Origin of the sequence: Pseudonocardia sp. Ae331_Ps2 (assembly GCF_001932405.1) — a bacterium.
Taxonomy (GTDB): Bacteria; Actinomycetota; Actinomycetes; order Mycobacteriales; family Pseudonocardiaceae; genus Pseudonocardia.
On the sequence record NZ_MCIM01000001.1, the window covers coordinates 3,070,518 to 3,082,825 of the forward strand.

A 12,308-nucleotide genomic window follows, 5' to 3' on the forward strand; every position below is an offset into this window, starting at 1 on the left:
CGTGTCCCTCACCCTCGGCATCGTCGGCCTGCCCAACGTCGGCAAGTCGACCCTGTTCAACGCGCTGACCCGCAACGACGTGCTCGCCGCGAACTACCCGTTCGCGACGATCGAGCCCAACGTCGGCGTCGTCCCGCTCCCCGACGAGCGCCTGGGGAAGCTGGCCGAGATCTTCTCGTCGGAGAAGATCATCCCGGCGACGGTGTCGTTCGTCGACATCGCCGGCATCGTCAAGGGCGCGTCCGAGGGCGCGGGTCTGGGCAACAAGTTCCTCGCGAACATCCGCGAGTCCGACGCGATCTGCCAGGTCGTCCGCGTCTTCGACGACCCGGACGTGGTGCACGTCGACGGCCGCATCGACGCCGCGAGCGACATCGAGACGATCGCGACCGAGCTGGTCCTGGCCGACCTCCAGACGCTGGAGAAGGCGGTGCCGCGGCTGGAGAAGGAGGCCCGCACGCAGAAGGACCGCAAGCCGGTCCTCGACGCCGCGAACGCCGCCGTCGCGATCCTCAATGAGGGCCGGACGCTGTTCCAGGCCGAGGCCGACACCGAGCTGCTGCGCGAGCTGACGCTGCTCACGACGAAGCCGTTCCTCTACGTCTTCAACGCCGACGAGGCCGTCCTCACCGACGACGCCCGGCGCAAGGAGCTCACCGAGCTGGTCGCCCCCGCCCGGGCCGTGTTCCTCGACGCCAAGGTCGAGGCCGAGCTGCTGGAGCTCGACGACGAGTCCGCTGCCGAGCTCCTGGAGTCGATCGGGCAGGACGAGCCGGGACTGGCCCAGCTGGCCCGCGCCGGGTTCGCCACTCTCGGTCTGCAGACCTACCTGACCGCCGGGCCCAAGGAGTCGCGGGCCTGGACGATCCCGCAGGGGGCCACCGCGCCGCAGGCGGCCGGGGTCATCCACACCGACTTCGAGCGGGGCTTCATCAAGGCCGAGATCGTCTCCTTCGACGACCTGGTCGCCGCGGGGTCGATGAACGCCGCGAAGGCCGCGGGGAAGGTGCGGATGGAGGGGAAGGACTACGTGATGCACGACGGCGACGTGGTCGAGTTCCGCTTCAACGTCTGACCCGGCCCGCCGTCGCCACCGCACTGCGCCCGTGACTCCGCTGCATCCCGACCTCGCCCGAGCCGTACACGCGCGATGGCCCGACCGCGCACCCGCCTGGGTGGAGGCGCTCCCCGTCGAGCTGGCCGAGGTCTGCGCCGCACTCTCGGTCACACCGACCGGCACGACGTTCTCCTCCAGGTCGGCCCACGTGGTGGAGGCGACGACCAGCGCCGGCGCTCGGGTGGTCCTGCGGTCGAGCCCCGACCCGGACGCCGTTCACCAGGCCGCGGTGCTGGAGCAGCTCTCGCGAGCTGGTCTGGCGCCTGCGGTCCATCTCCTGCGGAACACACCCACGAGCACGTGGACCGCACTGGACGCGGTCGAGCCCGGCGCATCGTTCGCCGAGCGGGAGCCGCGGCCGCGGGACCTCGAGGGCGCAGCCACGATGCTGCGCACCCTCGCCGACGAGGACGGCGTGCCCTCGGCGCCGAGCATCGTCCCGTGGCTCCGGGCACGGCTCACCGATCCGGCCGCCGACGTGGTTCTCGACCAGCTCGCCACCGACTCGCCGGCCGGACTGTGCCACGCCGACCTCTCACCGCCCCACGTCCTCCACGGCCGCGGTCGGCCGTGGTTCATCGGCCCGCGCGGGATGAACGGCGAAGCCGCCTACGACGTCGCCGTGCTCGCCCTGAAACTGAGCTACGACGACCTGGAGACGGCACACCTCCTCGGCCGCAGTGTCGCCCGATCCGCCGGTGTCGATGCCGATCGCGCGGCCGCCTGGGTGACGGTGGCCGACGCAGCGGCCGTCTGATCATCCCTTCCAACGTCTGACCCGCCCCGTCTGCGCACCCCCCGCTCATCAGAAGGGGTGACGATCCGGCGCCCACACTGACCGTCGTCGCGCCACCCACGACACTGTGCGCGAGGCCCCGGCGAGCGGGGCCGGTGTGACCGGCTGGGGGAACGACGATGGGCATGGGCCGCTTCGCCGTGGCAGCCGTCGTCGCCGCCGTGTTCGCCACCAGCGCGTGCGCCGCGGCGTCCGGGGCCGAGCCGAGCACCGTCCCGGAACCCGCGGTCGCTCCGGTGTCCGCCCGGTTCGCACCCGCCACCGGTGTGCTGCTCCGCGTCGGTCCGGCGGCGTCCGTGCCGGGCGCGGCGGTGGACGGGGCGCTCACCGAGGCCCGCCGGGCGATGGACCGGGCTGCGGCGGCCGAGGCGCGGGAGGCCGAGCGGAGCAGGGCGACGACCGCCGGTGCCGACTGCGCGGAGCGGGCGATGGCGGCCGGCCGGTTCGACCCGTCGTGCTCCGCCTACCAGGGGTACCTCGACCCGGGTACGTCCGCGGGCCGGGCACCGACCAGCGGCGAGACCCAGATGCAGTACCTGTGCGAGCGGGGCCTGGTGCCCCGGAGCGACTGCTGACCTGCCTTGACCTCCCCGTCGCGGCACGGGCGGCGCCGGTCGCCCGCGGCTACGCTGGCGGAGCGTGAACCTCCTCCAGCGCATGGCCCGGGTCGTCAACACCGTCGTCGCGCCCCTCGCGCGCTCGGGCAGGCTCGGTCCGTTGACGGAGATCAGCTACCACGGACGCCGATCCGGCACGGAGTTCCGGCTCCCCGTGGCCTTCCAGCCCGCCGGCGACGGCGGCGTCATCCGTGTCGAGCTGCCGGACCGGAAGAACTGGTGGCGCAACTTCACCGGCGAGGGCGCACCGCTGCGGGTCCGGGTCGACGGCGAGGAACGGCCGGGCCACGGTGTGGCGGTGCGAGACGGACGACAGGTCCGGGTGGACGTCCGGTTCGACGGGGCCCGGTAGCGACCGATCTTCCGACAGGGCGTCTCATATCGCGACGTCGGAGTGTGTCGTACGCCACTACCGTCGGGACGGCCGTGACGATCACCCGGGATCCGGGTCCGTGACGGTTCCACGCCCGTCTCCGGTGAGGCGGCCCGACCGACACGGGGGAACCACATGGCCGAGCAGGTCCACAGGCTGATCTACCGCAGCCACAGCACCGTGCCTCGCGACCGCCGCGACGAGGTCCTCGCCGAGATCTTCGACGTGGCTCGGTCGAAGAACAAGAAGGCCGGTGTGACCGGTGCGCTGTTGATCTCGGACAACTGGTTCGTCCAGACCCTGGAGGGCGACGAGGCAGTGGTCACCGGGCTGTTCGAGAAGATCGAGGCAGACGACCGGCACACCGACGTGTCGGTCCTCGAGTCGACGACGGTGGACTCCCGGGTGTTCTCCCGCTGGTCGATGGCCCGCATCTCCGCGATCGGGCGCTCGGACATCCCGCTGCACGACGTCGACGGCCGCATCCGGCCCGCGGCGCCGGACCAGCCCGGGCGGGAGCAGCAGGATCTGCTCACCCGGATGCGGAACACCATCGGCGCGGACACGGTCTGACGTCGTTCACTGCAGAGGGATGTCGACCCCCCGCTCGGAGTCGGGGCGCGGGCCGTGGATACGCCGCTCCGCCTCGGTGATCGGGACGTCGTTGATGCTGGCCTCCCGCCGCCGCATGAGCCCCAGCTCGTCGAACTCCCACAGCTCGTTGCCGTAGCTGCGCCACCACTGGCCGTCGGCGTCGCGGGACTCGTACTGGAACCGGACGGCGATGCGGTTGTCGTCGAACGCCCACAGGCTCTTGCGCAGCGCGTAGTCCTGCTCGCGCTGCCACTTCGCGGTCAGCAGCTCGACGATCTCCTGCCGGCCGGTCGCGAAGGTGTCGCGGTTGCGCCACACCGAGTCCGGTGTGTACGCGCCCGCGACGCGCTCCGGGTCGCGGGTGTTCCAGGCGTCCTCGGCGGCCTGCACCTTCTGTCGCGCGGTCTCCGGCGTGAACGGCGGGTAGGGCGGACGGCCTTCGGCCACGGCTGCCTCCTCGGTGGGTCGAGAACCATCGTTCTCGATGCGTTCCGGTAACGTAGGGAACGACCGTTCTCGATGTCAAGGAGGTCATCGGTGCCTGCGGCCATCACCGAGGAACAGGCCCGTCTCGACCGGGACGGCCTGCTGGAGGCGGCGGAGCTGCTGTTCTACGAGCGCGGCATCCGGGCCGTCGGGATGGACCAGGTCAGGTCGGCGTCGGGGCTCCCGCTCAAGCGGATCTACCGGGACTTCGCCACCAAGGAGGACCTCGTCGTCGCGGTGCTCCGTCGGCGCGACGAGCGGTGGCGCGCCGACCTGGCGGCGTACGTGACCCGGGTCGAGGACCCGCGGCAGCGGCTCCTCGCCGCCTTCGACTGGCTGGGGGAGTGGTTCGCCCGGCCGGGGTTCCGCGGCTGCGCCTGGATCAACGCCTACGGCGAGCTCGGCAGTACCTCGGAGCCGGTGCTGCGAGAGGTGCGCAGGCACAAGGAGCTGTTCCACCGGGAACTCGGGGAGTGGGCGTCGGCGGCCGGGGTGGACCCCGTCGAGCCGGTCTGCCTGCTCGCGGAGGGGGCGATGGTGACCGCGGCGATCGGCGGGAGCCCGGAGCCGGCGCGGCAGGCGCGGGCGGCGGTGGCGGCACTGCTGCCCTGACCGACGGTCACTGCGACCAGGCCGCCGTCATCACCGTGGACAGCGGCTCCAGCTCCGCGACCAGCTCGTCGAGCTCCGCGTCGGACAGGACCGCGTACGGCGGTGCGGCGAGCTCGTCGGTCAGCGCCTCCACGCGTGCCTTGACCTCCCGGCCCGGGTCGGTGAGCCACCCGTCGTCGTCGATCAGGCCGCGTCGCCGCAGCCCGGCCATGACCTCGGCCAGCCGGGCCGCCGGCAGGTGGTGCACGCGCCCGAACGTCTCCGGCGGGTGGATGCCCATGTCCAGCGCGGACAGCAGATGGGCCTCGGTGCCCCCGACCCGCTCGGCGAGCAGGGCGGTCACGTGCCCGTCGCCGCGGTGCTCGCGCAGCGTCGTCGCGGACTGCCACAACCGGGTCAGCGGGTCGGCGGGGACCTCCAGGGCGCGCATCCCGGCGTACATCACCCGGCCCTCGACGGGCGCGCCCGTCGAGGCGGTGGTGAGCAGGTCGGCCGCGCGGGCCACGCCGGGGGAGCCGGACATCTCGGCGCCGAGGATCCGGCGCAGCGCCGCGACGCTTCCCCGGCGCCACGCGGCGAAGGACTCCTCCGGCGGGGCCGTCGCCCAGGCGCTCGGGATGTGCCGGGCGGCCTCGCCGTCGGCGAAGCTGTAGAACGCCGCGTGCACGACCTCGGCCGGGACCCGGCCCAGCGGCGCGGCGCGGCTCGCGAAGTAGCCGTCCCAGTAGGTGCGGTGGCCGAGCGCGGCCAGCTCCTCGTTCGGCTCGTCGGCGAGGTAGGTGGCCAGGCAGATCGGCTCGAGCAGCTCGAACATGCGGCGGGCGGTGTGTGCTGCGGACATGACCGGTACGACCGGGCGGGCGTCGGGAACTGAGCGGTCACCCGGGCCCGGGTGGTGAGCACCGGCCGCCGGTGCGGTCGCCCGCGGCGAGGACCGCCCTGCCCGCGTCGCTGCGCGGCCGCCCGGCAGCCCGGCCCCACCGGGCGTGCACGGCGTCGCCCTCGACGGTCACGCCCGCCCCGAGCCCGCGCAGCACCGCGACCGCCGCGCCGTTGTCCGCGGTGGTCTCCGCGACGACCGGTCCGTCGGCGCGTTCCACGAGCATCCGCAGCACGGTGGCACCGACGCCGCGGCCCCGCCACGGCCGGGCCAGCCAGATCCCGGCCTCCTCCCCGCCGTCGACCGGTTCCAGCCGCGCCGCCCCGGCCACCTCCCCGTCGACGACGACCGCCCAGGTCCGTTCGACCGGCCTCGGCGCCGCGACCGACCGCTCCCGGTGGAACGCGACGAACGCCGCGCGCCGCCGCACCGTCCACCCCGGCGGACCGGGCACCGGCGGCATCACCTCGAGCGGGTCCGCCCCGGCGGCCGCCGTGTCACACAACGCCGCCAGCAGGGGCTCGTCGAGGCGCCGCAGTCCGATGTGCACCCGCCCAGGATCGCGGTCGTCCGTCCCGCGCGACACCGGGTTTCCGGCCCGTGACGGCCGGGCGCGGCCGGTCCCCGCCGACCACGACCGTGGCTCCGGCAGCGACGTCGGCTCCCGGAGGACCCGTCCGGGTGTGGATCCACCCCGACAGCGTTACTCCGGACGGACCACGTCGTTGACCATCCTGAGGGCGCTGGCCGCCGCGCGACAGTCTGGTGCGAAGCGCTGTCCAGTCCCGTTCCGGGCCGCCGTTCGGCGATCGATACACACCCGGCAGCCGTTCCCCGCGCGACGAACGGTCGAGTCGCGTCCCGCCGTCCGGCCCATTCCCGCAGGTGGATGCGGTTATCGCGAGGTGTCCACCCGGCGCGGGCGGTGACTCCGGGGGCTAGAGACGCGCGTTCACCCTCCCCGTTGCGCATCTGTGATTCATGCCACTTCCGAGACGCTTTCCGTAACGATCGGCGAGCTGCTGATTCTGCACGGAGAGTAGCTAAACGACACCTGGTGGATAGCACTCTGTGTAGCTGGTCAGCGGCGAGCGGTCGGTTCGGGCGCAGCGAAACGGACATAACGCTGCCCGAACGAGGGGGTTCTCTCGCTTGAGTGATCAGCCTCCGTACGTTCTGCGGCACCGGTCAGTGACGGAGTGTCAGTACGACGGCCGGATCACATCGCCACAGAAGGAGTGCCATGAACGCCCCCGAGACGACTCCCGCCCGCCGCAACGCCCGGCGGATCGCCGCCGCCGGCGCCCTGTCCGTCCCGCTGGTCCTGGGCTCGGCCGGAATGGCCTTCGCCGGTGACTACGGCGACGGCGGCAAGCACCACGACAAGGGTCGTGACTGCGCGCCGTCCTCGGCGTACCAGAAGGGCGGTCTGCTCGGCCTCGACGCCGCGGTCGACCCGCAGCTGAACGTCGGCGGCATCCTGAACCAGGGTGCGGTCTCCCAGCAGACCACCAAGCTCGACCGGTCCAACTCCGGCATCGTGCAGAGCGGCGGCGGCGCGGGCGACGCCGTGCAGGTCGACGACCTGGTCGGGCTGGGTCTGGACGTCAGCCCGTCGGCCAACATCGGCGGCATCCTGAACTCCGGCCCGGTGGAGCAGTCGACCACCACCGTCGACGACTCCAACAGCGGGATCCTGCAGTCCGGCGGCAAGCACGGCGGTGGCGGGCACGCCTCGCAGCGCGGCGGCCTGATCGACATCGCGGCCACTGTCAACCCGTCGATCAACATCGGCGGCCTGCTGTCCGGCGGTCCGGTGTCGCAGTCGACCACCACGGTCGACCAGAGCAACTCCGGCATCGTGCAGGGCTGAGCGCCGCGGAACACCCGTGAGGCGCGTACCGCCCGGGCCGCTTGACCCGGCCCGGGCGGTACGGCCGACCGGTTCCTCCGAGCGGAGCTCAGAAGTCCCGGCGGACCAGCATCCGCCACGCCCACCCGGCGGCGACCTCGGGTGGGGGCAGCGGATCGCGTTCCAGCCAGCTCGCCGCGACGCCGAGCAGCGTCCAGGTCAGGGCGGCGGCGAACACGTCCAGCGGCATGCCGAACGCGTCCTCGGAGACTCCGAGCCCCACCGTCGTGTCGGCGACGACCGACTGCATCCGCCGGCGCATCCCGGCCGCCGCGTCCGGCGCCGCGGCACCGCCGAGCGCCTGCCGGTACAACGGCGCGTGCTCCGCGAGGTGGTGGAACCAGCGCAGCAGCGCCGCCGGCGGCTCGGGCCCGATGTCGTCGATCGACAGGTCCGACAGATCCGCCCCGGCGTCCGCCGCCCGGTTGGCGAGCGCGTCGGCCAGCAACATCTCCTTGTCGGTGTAGTGCTGGTAGAAGCTGCTGCGGTTCACCGACGCGTGCTCCGCGACGTCCGCGATCGTGATCGACTCGAGGGAACGCTCCCTGGCCAGCGCGAGCAGCGCGTCCTGGAGACGCCGTCGCGTGCGCACCGCCCGGGGATCCACGCTCACCATTCTGCCGAACGGGTGACACCCGGTTGCGGCGACCCGGCATCGCGTCGCCCGCCGGGCGGGATCAGGGACATCCGGCCGCGGTCCAGGCTGCGGAACAGTCCGTGCCGGCGGAGGCGGGCCCGGCGACCACGGTCCCGAACAGGGTGACCACGAGGACGGCCCCGGCCAGCAGCAGGCGGGGCCCGGCGGGACGGGTACGGCGGTGCGGCGCGCTCATGCCGGTCCTCTCGCCGGACAGCGGGTCGATGTTGCGCCGTGCGGACCAGGCTCATCAGGATCGACGATCGCCGGACGGGCGGCGGGAGCGCCCCGGGGCGCTGCTAGGTTCGGCGCCTCCGTCCGTCCGGGAGGCCATGCGTGATCACCGTCCGGGAGCTGGGCCCCCACGACTGGGAGACCTGGCGCGACCTGCGCCTCGCCGCCCTGGCCGAGGCCCCCGACGCGTTCCACAGCCGGCTCACCGACTGGCTCGGCGCGGGCGAGCAGGAATGGCGCGACCGGCTGGCCGCGCCCGGTCGGTACCTGGTGGTCGAGGTCGGCGGCCGACCCGCCGGGCAGGTCGTGGCCGTCCCGCCGGACGACGACGGCGTCGCCGACCTCATCGCCCTGTGGGTCGCCCCGCACGCGCGCGGGGGCGATGCCGCGACCGCGCTCGTCGACGCGGTCCTCGACCGCGCCGCCGGGTGGGGCGCGCGGACGCTGGCGCTGCACGTGGTGGTCGGCAACGACCGCGCCGCGGCGTTCTACCGCCGGCTCGGGTTCGTCGACCGGGGCGTCGTCGAGCGCCCCGACGGCATCAGCGAGACCCGGATGGACCGGCCCGTCGGCCGTCCGGTCCCGCGGTGCTGACCGTCCGGGCCGCGGCGCCCGCCGACGACCCCGAGCTGACCCGGATCGATGCCCTGACCTGGACGGCCGAGGTCAGCCCCGCCCCGCCGCGGCCCGAACCGTTCCTCGACCGGACCCCGGTCGGGGACGTGCTCGTCGCCGACGACGACGGCGCCGTGGTCGGGTACGTGATCGTCGGGCCCGCGCCGCCCGCCGTCCCGGCGCGCGACCACGTCCACTACATCGGGGGGCTGGCGGTGCACCCCGGTCACGCCGGTCGCGGCGTCGGCCGCGCGCTGGTCGCCGCCGCGGTGGCCCGGGCCCGCGACACCGGCGGCCGCAAGGTCACGCTGCGGGTCCTCGGTCCGAACACCCGGGCCCGGGAGCTGTACCGCCGCTGCGGCTTCGTCGAGGAGGGCGTGCTGCGCGCCGAGTTCGTGGTCGACGGGGTCGCCGTCGACGACGTCCTGATGGCCCTGCACCTCGGCCTACCGGACCGCTGAGCTGCGGCGACGCGGAACTGTCGGGGGTCGCTCGTAGCGTCGGAACCATGACCACCGCCCCGCCGTCGCCCCCGGCCTCGCCACCCGTCCCGTCGCGGGTGGTGGCCGCGCTGCGCGCCTCCTGGAGCCACGACACCTGCGACGTCGCGGACGTCAGGGACTGGACGCCGGACCGTCCGTCGCGGGGCCAGTGCGGGGCGACCGCACTGGTCCTGCACGACCTGTTCGGCGGTGACCTGCTGCTCGCCGAAGTGTGGCACGCCGACGGCACGCTGCAGGGCTACCACTGGTGGAACCGGCTGCCCTGCGGCGCCGAGGTGGACCTGACCCGGGACCAGTTCGGCCCGGGCGAGACGGTCCACCCGCCCCGGGTGGTCGTGCGGCCGACAGGCCCGCCGCGGCGTTGCCGCGCGCAGTACGAGCTGCTGCGCCGCCGGGTCCTCGACCGGCTGGACGGCCCGGGGTGAGCGGCCCGGGCTCAGCGGCGGCCGCGGCGCACGGCGTCGGCGAGCGTGCCCAGCAGCTCGTCGGTGGTGGGCCAGGACATGCAGGCGTCGGTCACCGAGCGGCCGCGGATCATGTCCGGGCCCAGCTCCTGGCGTCCCGCCTCCAGGAAGCTCTCCATCATCAGCCCGGTCACGGCGCGCTCGCCGCCCGCGATCCGCTCGGCCAGCTCGGTGACGACGCCGGCCTGCCGCACGTGGTCCTTGCCGCTGTTGCCGTGGCTGGCGTCGACGACGATCCGCTCCGGCAGGCCCGCCGCGCGCAGGGCGTCGGCGGTGGCGGTGACGTCGGAGGCCGAGTAGTTCGGGGTGGCACCGCCGCGGAGGATGACGTGGGTGTCCGGGTTGCCGATGGTGGTGACCAGGCCGGCGAGCCCGTCGGCGTTGACCCCCATGAACACGTGCGACGCCGCGGCCGCCCGCATTCCGTCGATCGCCGCGCGGATGTCGCCGTCGGTGGCGTTCTTGATCCCGACCGGCATCGACAGGCCGCTGACCAGCTGGCGGTGCACCTGGCTCTCCGCGGTGCGGGCACCGATCGAGCCCCAGGTGACCACGTCGGCGATGTACTGCGGGGTGATCGGGTCGAGGAACTCGCAGCCGACCGGCAGCCCGAGCGCGGAGATGTCGAGCAGCAGCGTGCGCGCGGTCCGGAGCCCGCGGTTCACGTCGAAGGTGCCGTCCAGGCCCGGGTCGTTGATCAGGCCCTTCCAGCCGACGGTCGTGCGCGGCTTCTCGAAGTAGGTCCGCATGACCACGCACAGCTCGCCGGACAGCTCCTCGGCACGGGCGGCGAGGCGGTGGGCGTAGTCCAGGGCGGCCTCGGGGTCGTGCACCGAGCACGGCCCGACGACGACGAGCAGCCGGTCGTCGTCGCCGTCGAGGATGTCGGTGACCGCGGCGCGGCCGCGGGTGACGGTCTCGGCGACCCGGGGATCGCAGGGCAGGTCGTGGCGCAGCAGCGCGGGCGAGATCAGCGGGCTGATCCGCTCGATACGGCGGTCGTCGGTCGGGGCGACCTGCAGAGGGGTGGTGCTCGCACTCATCGGAGACGGTGGTCCTTACCCGGCGGACCGCCTCGGATCACCTCGACCGAGCCGGTCTGGAATGCCGGCTCGAGGGGATGGAGGTCAGCGCGCTACGGCACCTGCCAGCCCATCCCGGGCCGGCCGGCGAAACCAGTAGTACGCGTTCAGCACGCCCCGACCGTACCCCACGCGCGGGACCGGCGTGGTACGACCGGCACATGCGGATCGCCCTGGCCCAGATCGTGTCCACCCCGGATCCCGAGGAGAACCTCGCGGAGGTGGAGCGCAACACCCTCGCCGCCGCCGACGCCGGCGCGCAGCTGGTGCTGTTCCCCGAGGCCACCATGTGTTGTTTCGGGGTCCGGCTCGGCCCGGTGGCGCAGCCGCTGGACGGACCGTGGGCGACCCGGGTCCGCGAGCTCGCCGCGGCGGCCGGGACCACCGTCGTCGCGGGGATGTTCACCCCGTCCGGGGACGGCCGGGTCCGCAACACGCTGCTCGCCACCGGCGGCGGTGTCGACACCCACTATGACAAGATCCACATGTTCGACGCGTTCGGCTTCGCCGAGTCCGACACCGTCGAGCCCGGGAACGATCCGGTCGTGGTCGGGGTGGGCGGGGACGATCCGGTCACGGTCGGCCTGTCCACCTGCTACGACGTGCGTTTCCCCGGGCTGTACCAGCGCCTCGCCGACGACGGCGCCACCGTGCTGCTGGTCCCCGCCTCCTGGGGCACTGGCCCGGGCAAGCGTGAGCAGTGGGAGCTGCTCGTGCGGGCCCGTGCGGTGGACACCGGCTCGTTCGTCGTGGCGTGCGATCAGGCCGATCCGACCACGGTCGGCCGCGAACACGGCAAGGCCCCGACCGGGATCGGGTACAGCCTGGTCGCCGGCCCGCGCGGCGAGGTCGTCGACGCGCTCGGCGCCGAGCCCGGGCTGCTCGTGGTCGACGTGGACCCGGCGGAGGCCGCGACCGTCCGCGAGCAGATCCCGGTGTTGGCCAACCGGCGGTTCTGAGCCGCGCCCGGCCGCGTCCGGTGGCTCGGCGGTCGGGCGCCGCGTCGGGGTGCTGCGCCGGGGGGCCTCGCGGTGGGGGAGCGGTGCGTGGCCCGGCCCGGCCGTGGGTGGTTCAGCCGCCGGCGGTGCTGAGACGGTCGGAGATCTGCGCGGCGAGGTCGACGTCCTTCGCGGTCAGTCCGCCCTCGGAGTGCGTCGACAGCCGGAAGGTCAGCGTGGCGTAGCGGATGTCGATGTCGGGGTGGTGGTCGGCGGCCTCGGCGTCCTCGGCGACCCGGTCCACCACCGCGATCGCGGACTCGAAGTCGGGCAGGGTGGCGGTGCGGACGATCGAGTCGCCGTCGCGGTCCCAACCGGGCAGCTTCTGCAGGGCGTCGGCGATCTCGGCGTCGGTCAGCGTCGGGGTGGGCATCGGCCCATCGTGGCG

General features: G+C 73.8%; 18 protein-coding genes. 11 read left to right on the forward strand and 7 right to left on the reverse strand.

Features of this window, described 5'->3' with window-relative positions:
* Position 1: 1 nt before the first annotated feature.
* From ychF to Ae331Ps2_RS14790, 5 genes are all read left to right on the forward strand, one after another.
* A complete protein-coding gene (gene ychF / locus Ae331Ps2_RS14770) occupies positions 2-1,075 on the forward strand; it encodes a redox-regulated ATPase YchF (RefSeq protein ID WP_075308229.1) in 1,074 nt (357 codons plus the stop codon).
* 31 nt (positions 1,076-1,106) lie between these two features.
* Positions 1,107-1,874 carry an aminoglycoside phosphotransferase family protein gene (locus tag Ae331Ps2_RS14775; protein WP_139318811.1) on the forward strand — a complete coding sequence of 256 codons (768 nt, stop codon included), beginning with the start codon at positions 1,107-1,109 and terminating at the stop codon, positions 1,872-1,874.
* 164 nt (positions 1,875-2,038) lie between these two features.
* On the forward strand, positions 2,039-2,488 hold the full coding sequence (locus tag Ae331Ps2_RS32055) for a hypothetical protein (RefSeq protein ID WP_075308227.1): 450 nt from the start codon (positions 2,039-2,041) through the stop codon (positions 2,486-2,488).
* A gap of 64 nt (positions 2,489-2,552) precedes the next feature.
* Entirely contained in the window at positions 2,553-2,882 is a 330-nt protein-coding gene (locus Ae331Ps2_RS14785; protein ID WP_198932129.1) for a hypothetical protein, read from the forward strand.
* Between the two features lie 156 nt (positions 2,883-3,038).
* Positions 3,039-3,476 (forward strand): BLUF domain-containing protein, encoded by a 438-nt coding sequence (locus Ae331Ps2_RS14790; RefSeq protein WP_020623134.1) that lies wholly within the window; start codon positions 3,039-3,041, stop codon positions 3,474-3,476.
* 6 nt (positions 3,477-3,482) lie between these two features.
* Here Ae331Ps2_RS14790 and Ae331Ps2_RS14795 read toward each other — a convergent pair whose 3' ends face one another.
* Entirely contained in the window at positions 3,483-3,944 is a 462-nt protein-coding gene (locus Ae331Ps2_RS14795; RefSeq protein WP_075308225.1) for a nuclear transport factor 2 family protein, read from the reverse strand.
* A 90-nt stretch (positions 3,945-4,034) separates the two neighbouring features.
* Here Ae331Ps2_RS14795 and Ae331Ps2_RS14800 point away from each other — a divergent pair, with 90 nt between their 5' ends.
* On the forward strand, positions 4,035-4,595 hold the full coding sequence (locus tag Ae331Ps2_RS14800; protein WP_075308223.1) for a TetR/AcrR family transcriptional regulator: 561 nt from the start codon (positions 4,035-4,037) through the stop codon (positions 4,593-4,595).
* Between the two features lie 7 nt (positions 4,596-4,602).
* Here Ae331Ps2_RS14800 and Ae331Ps2_RS14805 read toward each other — a convergent pair whose 3' ends face one another.
* Together Ae331Ps2_RS14805 and Ae331Ps2_RS14810 are read right to left on the reverse strand one after the other, a co-directional pair.
* A complete protein-coding gene (locus Ae331Ps2_RS14805; RefSeq protein WP_249265258.1) occupies positions 4,603-5,436 on the reverse strand; it encodes a MarR family transcriptional regulator in 834 nt (277 codons plus the stop codon).
* Positions 5,437-5,473: 37 nt separating this feature from the next.
* Positions 5,474-6,025 carry a GNAT family N-acetyltransferase gene (locus tag Ae331Ps2_RS14810; RefSeq protein WP_075308222.1) on the reverse strand — a complete coding sequence of 184 codons (552 nt, stop codon included), beginning with the start codon at positions 6,023-6,025 and terminating at the stop codon, positions 5,474-5,476.
* Positions 6,026-6,718: 693 nt separating this feature from the next.
* Here Ae331Ps2_RS14810 and Ae331Ps2_RS14815 point away from each other — a divergent pair.
* Positions 6,719-7,348: a hypothetical protein gene (locus Ae331Ps2_RS14815; protein ID WP_075308221.1), complete on the forward strand. Its 630-nt coding sequence runs from the start codon at positions 6,719-6,721 to the stop codon at positions 7,346-7,348.
* Positions 7,349-7,436: 88 nt separating this feature from the next.
* Here Ae331Ps2_RS14815 and Ae331Ps2_RS14820 read toward each other — a convergent pair whose 3' ends face one another.
* Together Ae331Ps2_RS14820 and Ae331Ps2_RS32060 are read right to left on the reverse strand one after the other, a co-directional pair.
* The gene (locus Ae331Ps2_RS14820; RefSeq protein WP_075312352.1) at positions 7,437-7,994 is read right to left on the reverse strand and encodes a TetR/AcrR family transcriptional regulator; all 558 of its coding nucleotides are present in this window, start codon (positions 7,992-7,994) and stop codon (positions 7,437-7,439) included.
* A 70-nt stretch (positions 7,995-8,064) separates the two neighbouring features.
* A complete protein-coding gene (locus Ae331Ps2_RS32060; protein WP_158071451.1) occupies positions 8,065-8,220 on the reverse strand; it encodes a hypothetical protein in 156 nt (51 codons plus the stop codon).
* A 140-nt stretch (positions 8,221-8,360) separates the two neighbouring features.
* Between Ae331Ps2_RS32060 and Ae331Ps2_RS14825 the strand changes: the two genes are divergently transcribed.
* Genes Ae331Ps2_RS14825 through Ae331Ps2_RS14835 form a run of 3 tightly spaced genes read left to right on the forward strand, consistent with a single transcriptional unit; the run spans position 8,361 to position 9,801 of the window.
* Complete coding sequence (locus Ae331Ps2_RS14825; RefSeq protein ID WP_075308220.1) at positions 8,361-8,852, forward strand: GNAT family N-acetyltransferase; 492 nt, start codon at positions 8,361-8,363, stop codon at positions 8,850-8,852.
* Positions 8,846-9,334: a GNAT family N-acetyltransferase gene (locus tag Ae331Ps2_RS14830; protein WP_075308219.1), complete on the forward strand. Its 489-nt coding sequence runs from the start codon at positions 8,846-8,848 to the stop codon at positions 9,332-9,334. Before Ae331Ps2_RS14825 ends, Ae331Ps2_RS14830 begins: the two co-directional genes overlap by 7 nt.
* Positions 9,335-9,381: 47 nt before the next feature.
* Positions 9,382-9,801, forward strand: a complete 420-nt coding sequence (locus Ae331Ps2_RS14835; protein WP_020622671.1) for a hypothetical protein — start codon at positions 9,382-9,384, stop codon at positions 9,799-9,801.
* An 11-nt stretch (positions 9,802-9,812) separates the two neighbouring features.
* Here Ae331Ps2_RS14835 and Ae331Ps2_RS14840 read toward each other — a convergent pair whose 3' ends face one another.
* Entirely contained in the window at positions 9,813-10,883 is a 1,071-nt protein-coding gene (locus Ae331Ps2_RS14840; protein WP_075308218.1) for a 3-deoxy-7-phosphoheptulonate synthase, read from the reverse strand.
* Between the two features lie 200 nt (positions 10,884-11,083).
* Here Ae331Ps2_RS14840 and Ae331Ps2_RS14845 point away from each other — a divergent pair, with 200 nt between their 5' ends.
* On the forward strand, positions 11,084-11,881 hold the full coding sequence (locus Ae331Ps2_RS14845; protein ID WP_075308217.1) for a carbon-nitrogen hydrolase family protein: 798 nt from the start codon (positions 11,084-11,086) through the stop codon (positions 11,879-11,881).
* 112 nt (positions 11,882-11,993) lie between these two features.
* On the opposite strand, the gene Ae331Ps2_RS14850 is transcribed toward Ae331Ps2_RS14845, so the two are convergent.
* On the reverse strand, positions 11,994-12,293 hold the full coding sequence (locus tag Ae331Ps2_RS14850; protein WP_060713209.1) for a 4a-hydroxytetrahydrobiopterin dehydratase: 300 nt from the start codon (positions 12,291-12,293) through the stop codon (positions 11,994-11,996).
* Between the last annotated feature and the right edge of the window lie 15 nt (positions 12,294-12,308).

Coding starts and splice junctions, on each gene's coding strand:
- Ae331Ps2_RS14790 (WP_020623134.1), top strand. CDS start 3,039: ATGGCCGAGCAGGTCCACAGGCTGATCTACCGCAGCCACAGCACCGTG.
- Ae331Ps2_RS14805 (WP_249265258.1), bottom strand. CDS start 5,436: ATGTCCGCAGCACACACCGCCCGCCGCATGTTCGAGCTGCTCGAGCCG.
- Ae331Ps2_RS32060 (WP_158071451.1), bottom strand. CDS start 8,220: ATGAGCGCGCCGCACCGCCGTACCCGTCCCGCCGGGCCCCGCCTGCTG.
- Ae331Ps2_RS14815 (WP_075308221.1), top strand. CDS start 6,719: ATGAACGCCCCCGAGACGACTCCCGCCCGCCGCAACGCCCGGCGGATC.
- Ae331Ps2_RS32055 (WP_075308227.1), top strand. CDS start 2,039: ATGGGCCGCTTCGCCGTGGCAGCCGTCGTCGCCGCCGTGTTCGCCACC.
- Ae331Ps2_RS14850 (WP_060713209.1), bottom strand. CDS start 12,293: ATGCCCACCCCGACGCTGACCGACGCCGAGATCGCCGACGCCCTGCAG.
- Ae331Ps2_RS14840 (WP_075308218.1), bottom strand. CDS start 10,883: ATGAGTGCGAGCACCACCCCTCTGCAGGTCGCCCCGACCGACGACCGC.
- Ae331Ps2_RS14845 (WP_075308217.1), top strand. CDS start 11,084: ATGCGGATCGCCCTGGCCCAGATCGTGTCCACCCCGGATCCCGAGGAG.
- Ae331Ps2_RS14835 (WP_020622671.1), top strand. CDS start 9,382: ATGACCACCGCCCCGCCGTCGCCCCCGGCCTCGCCACCCGTCCCGTCG.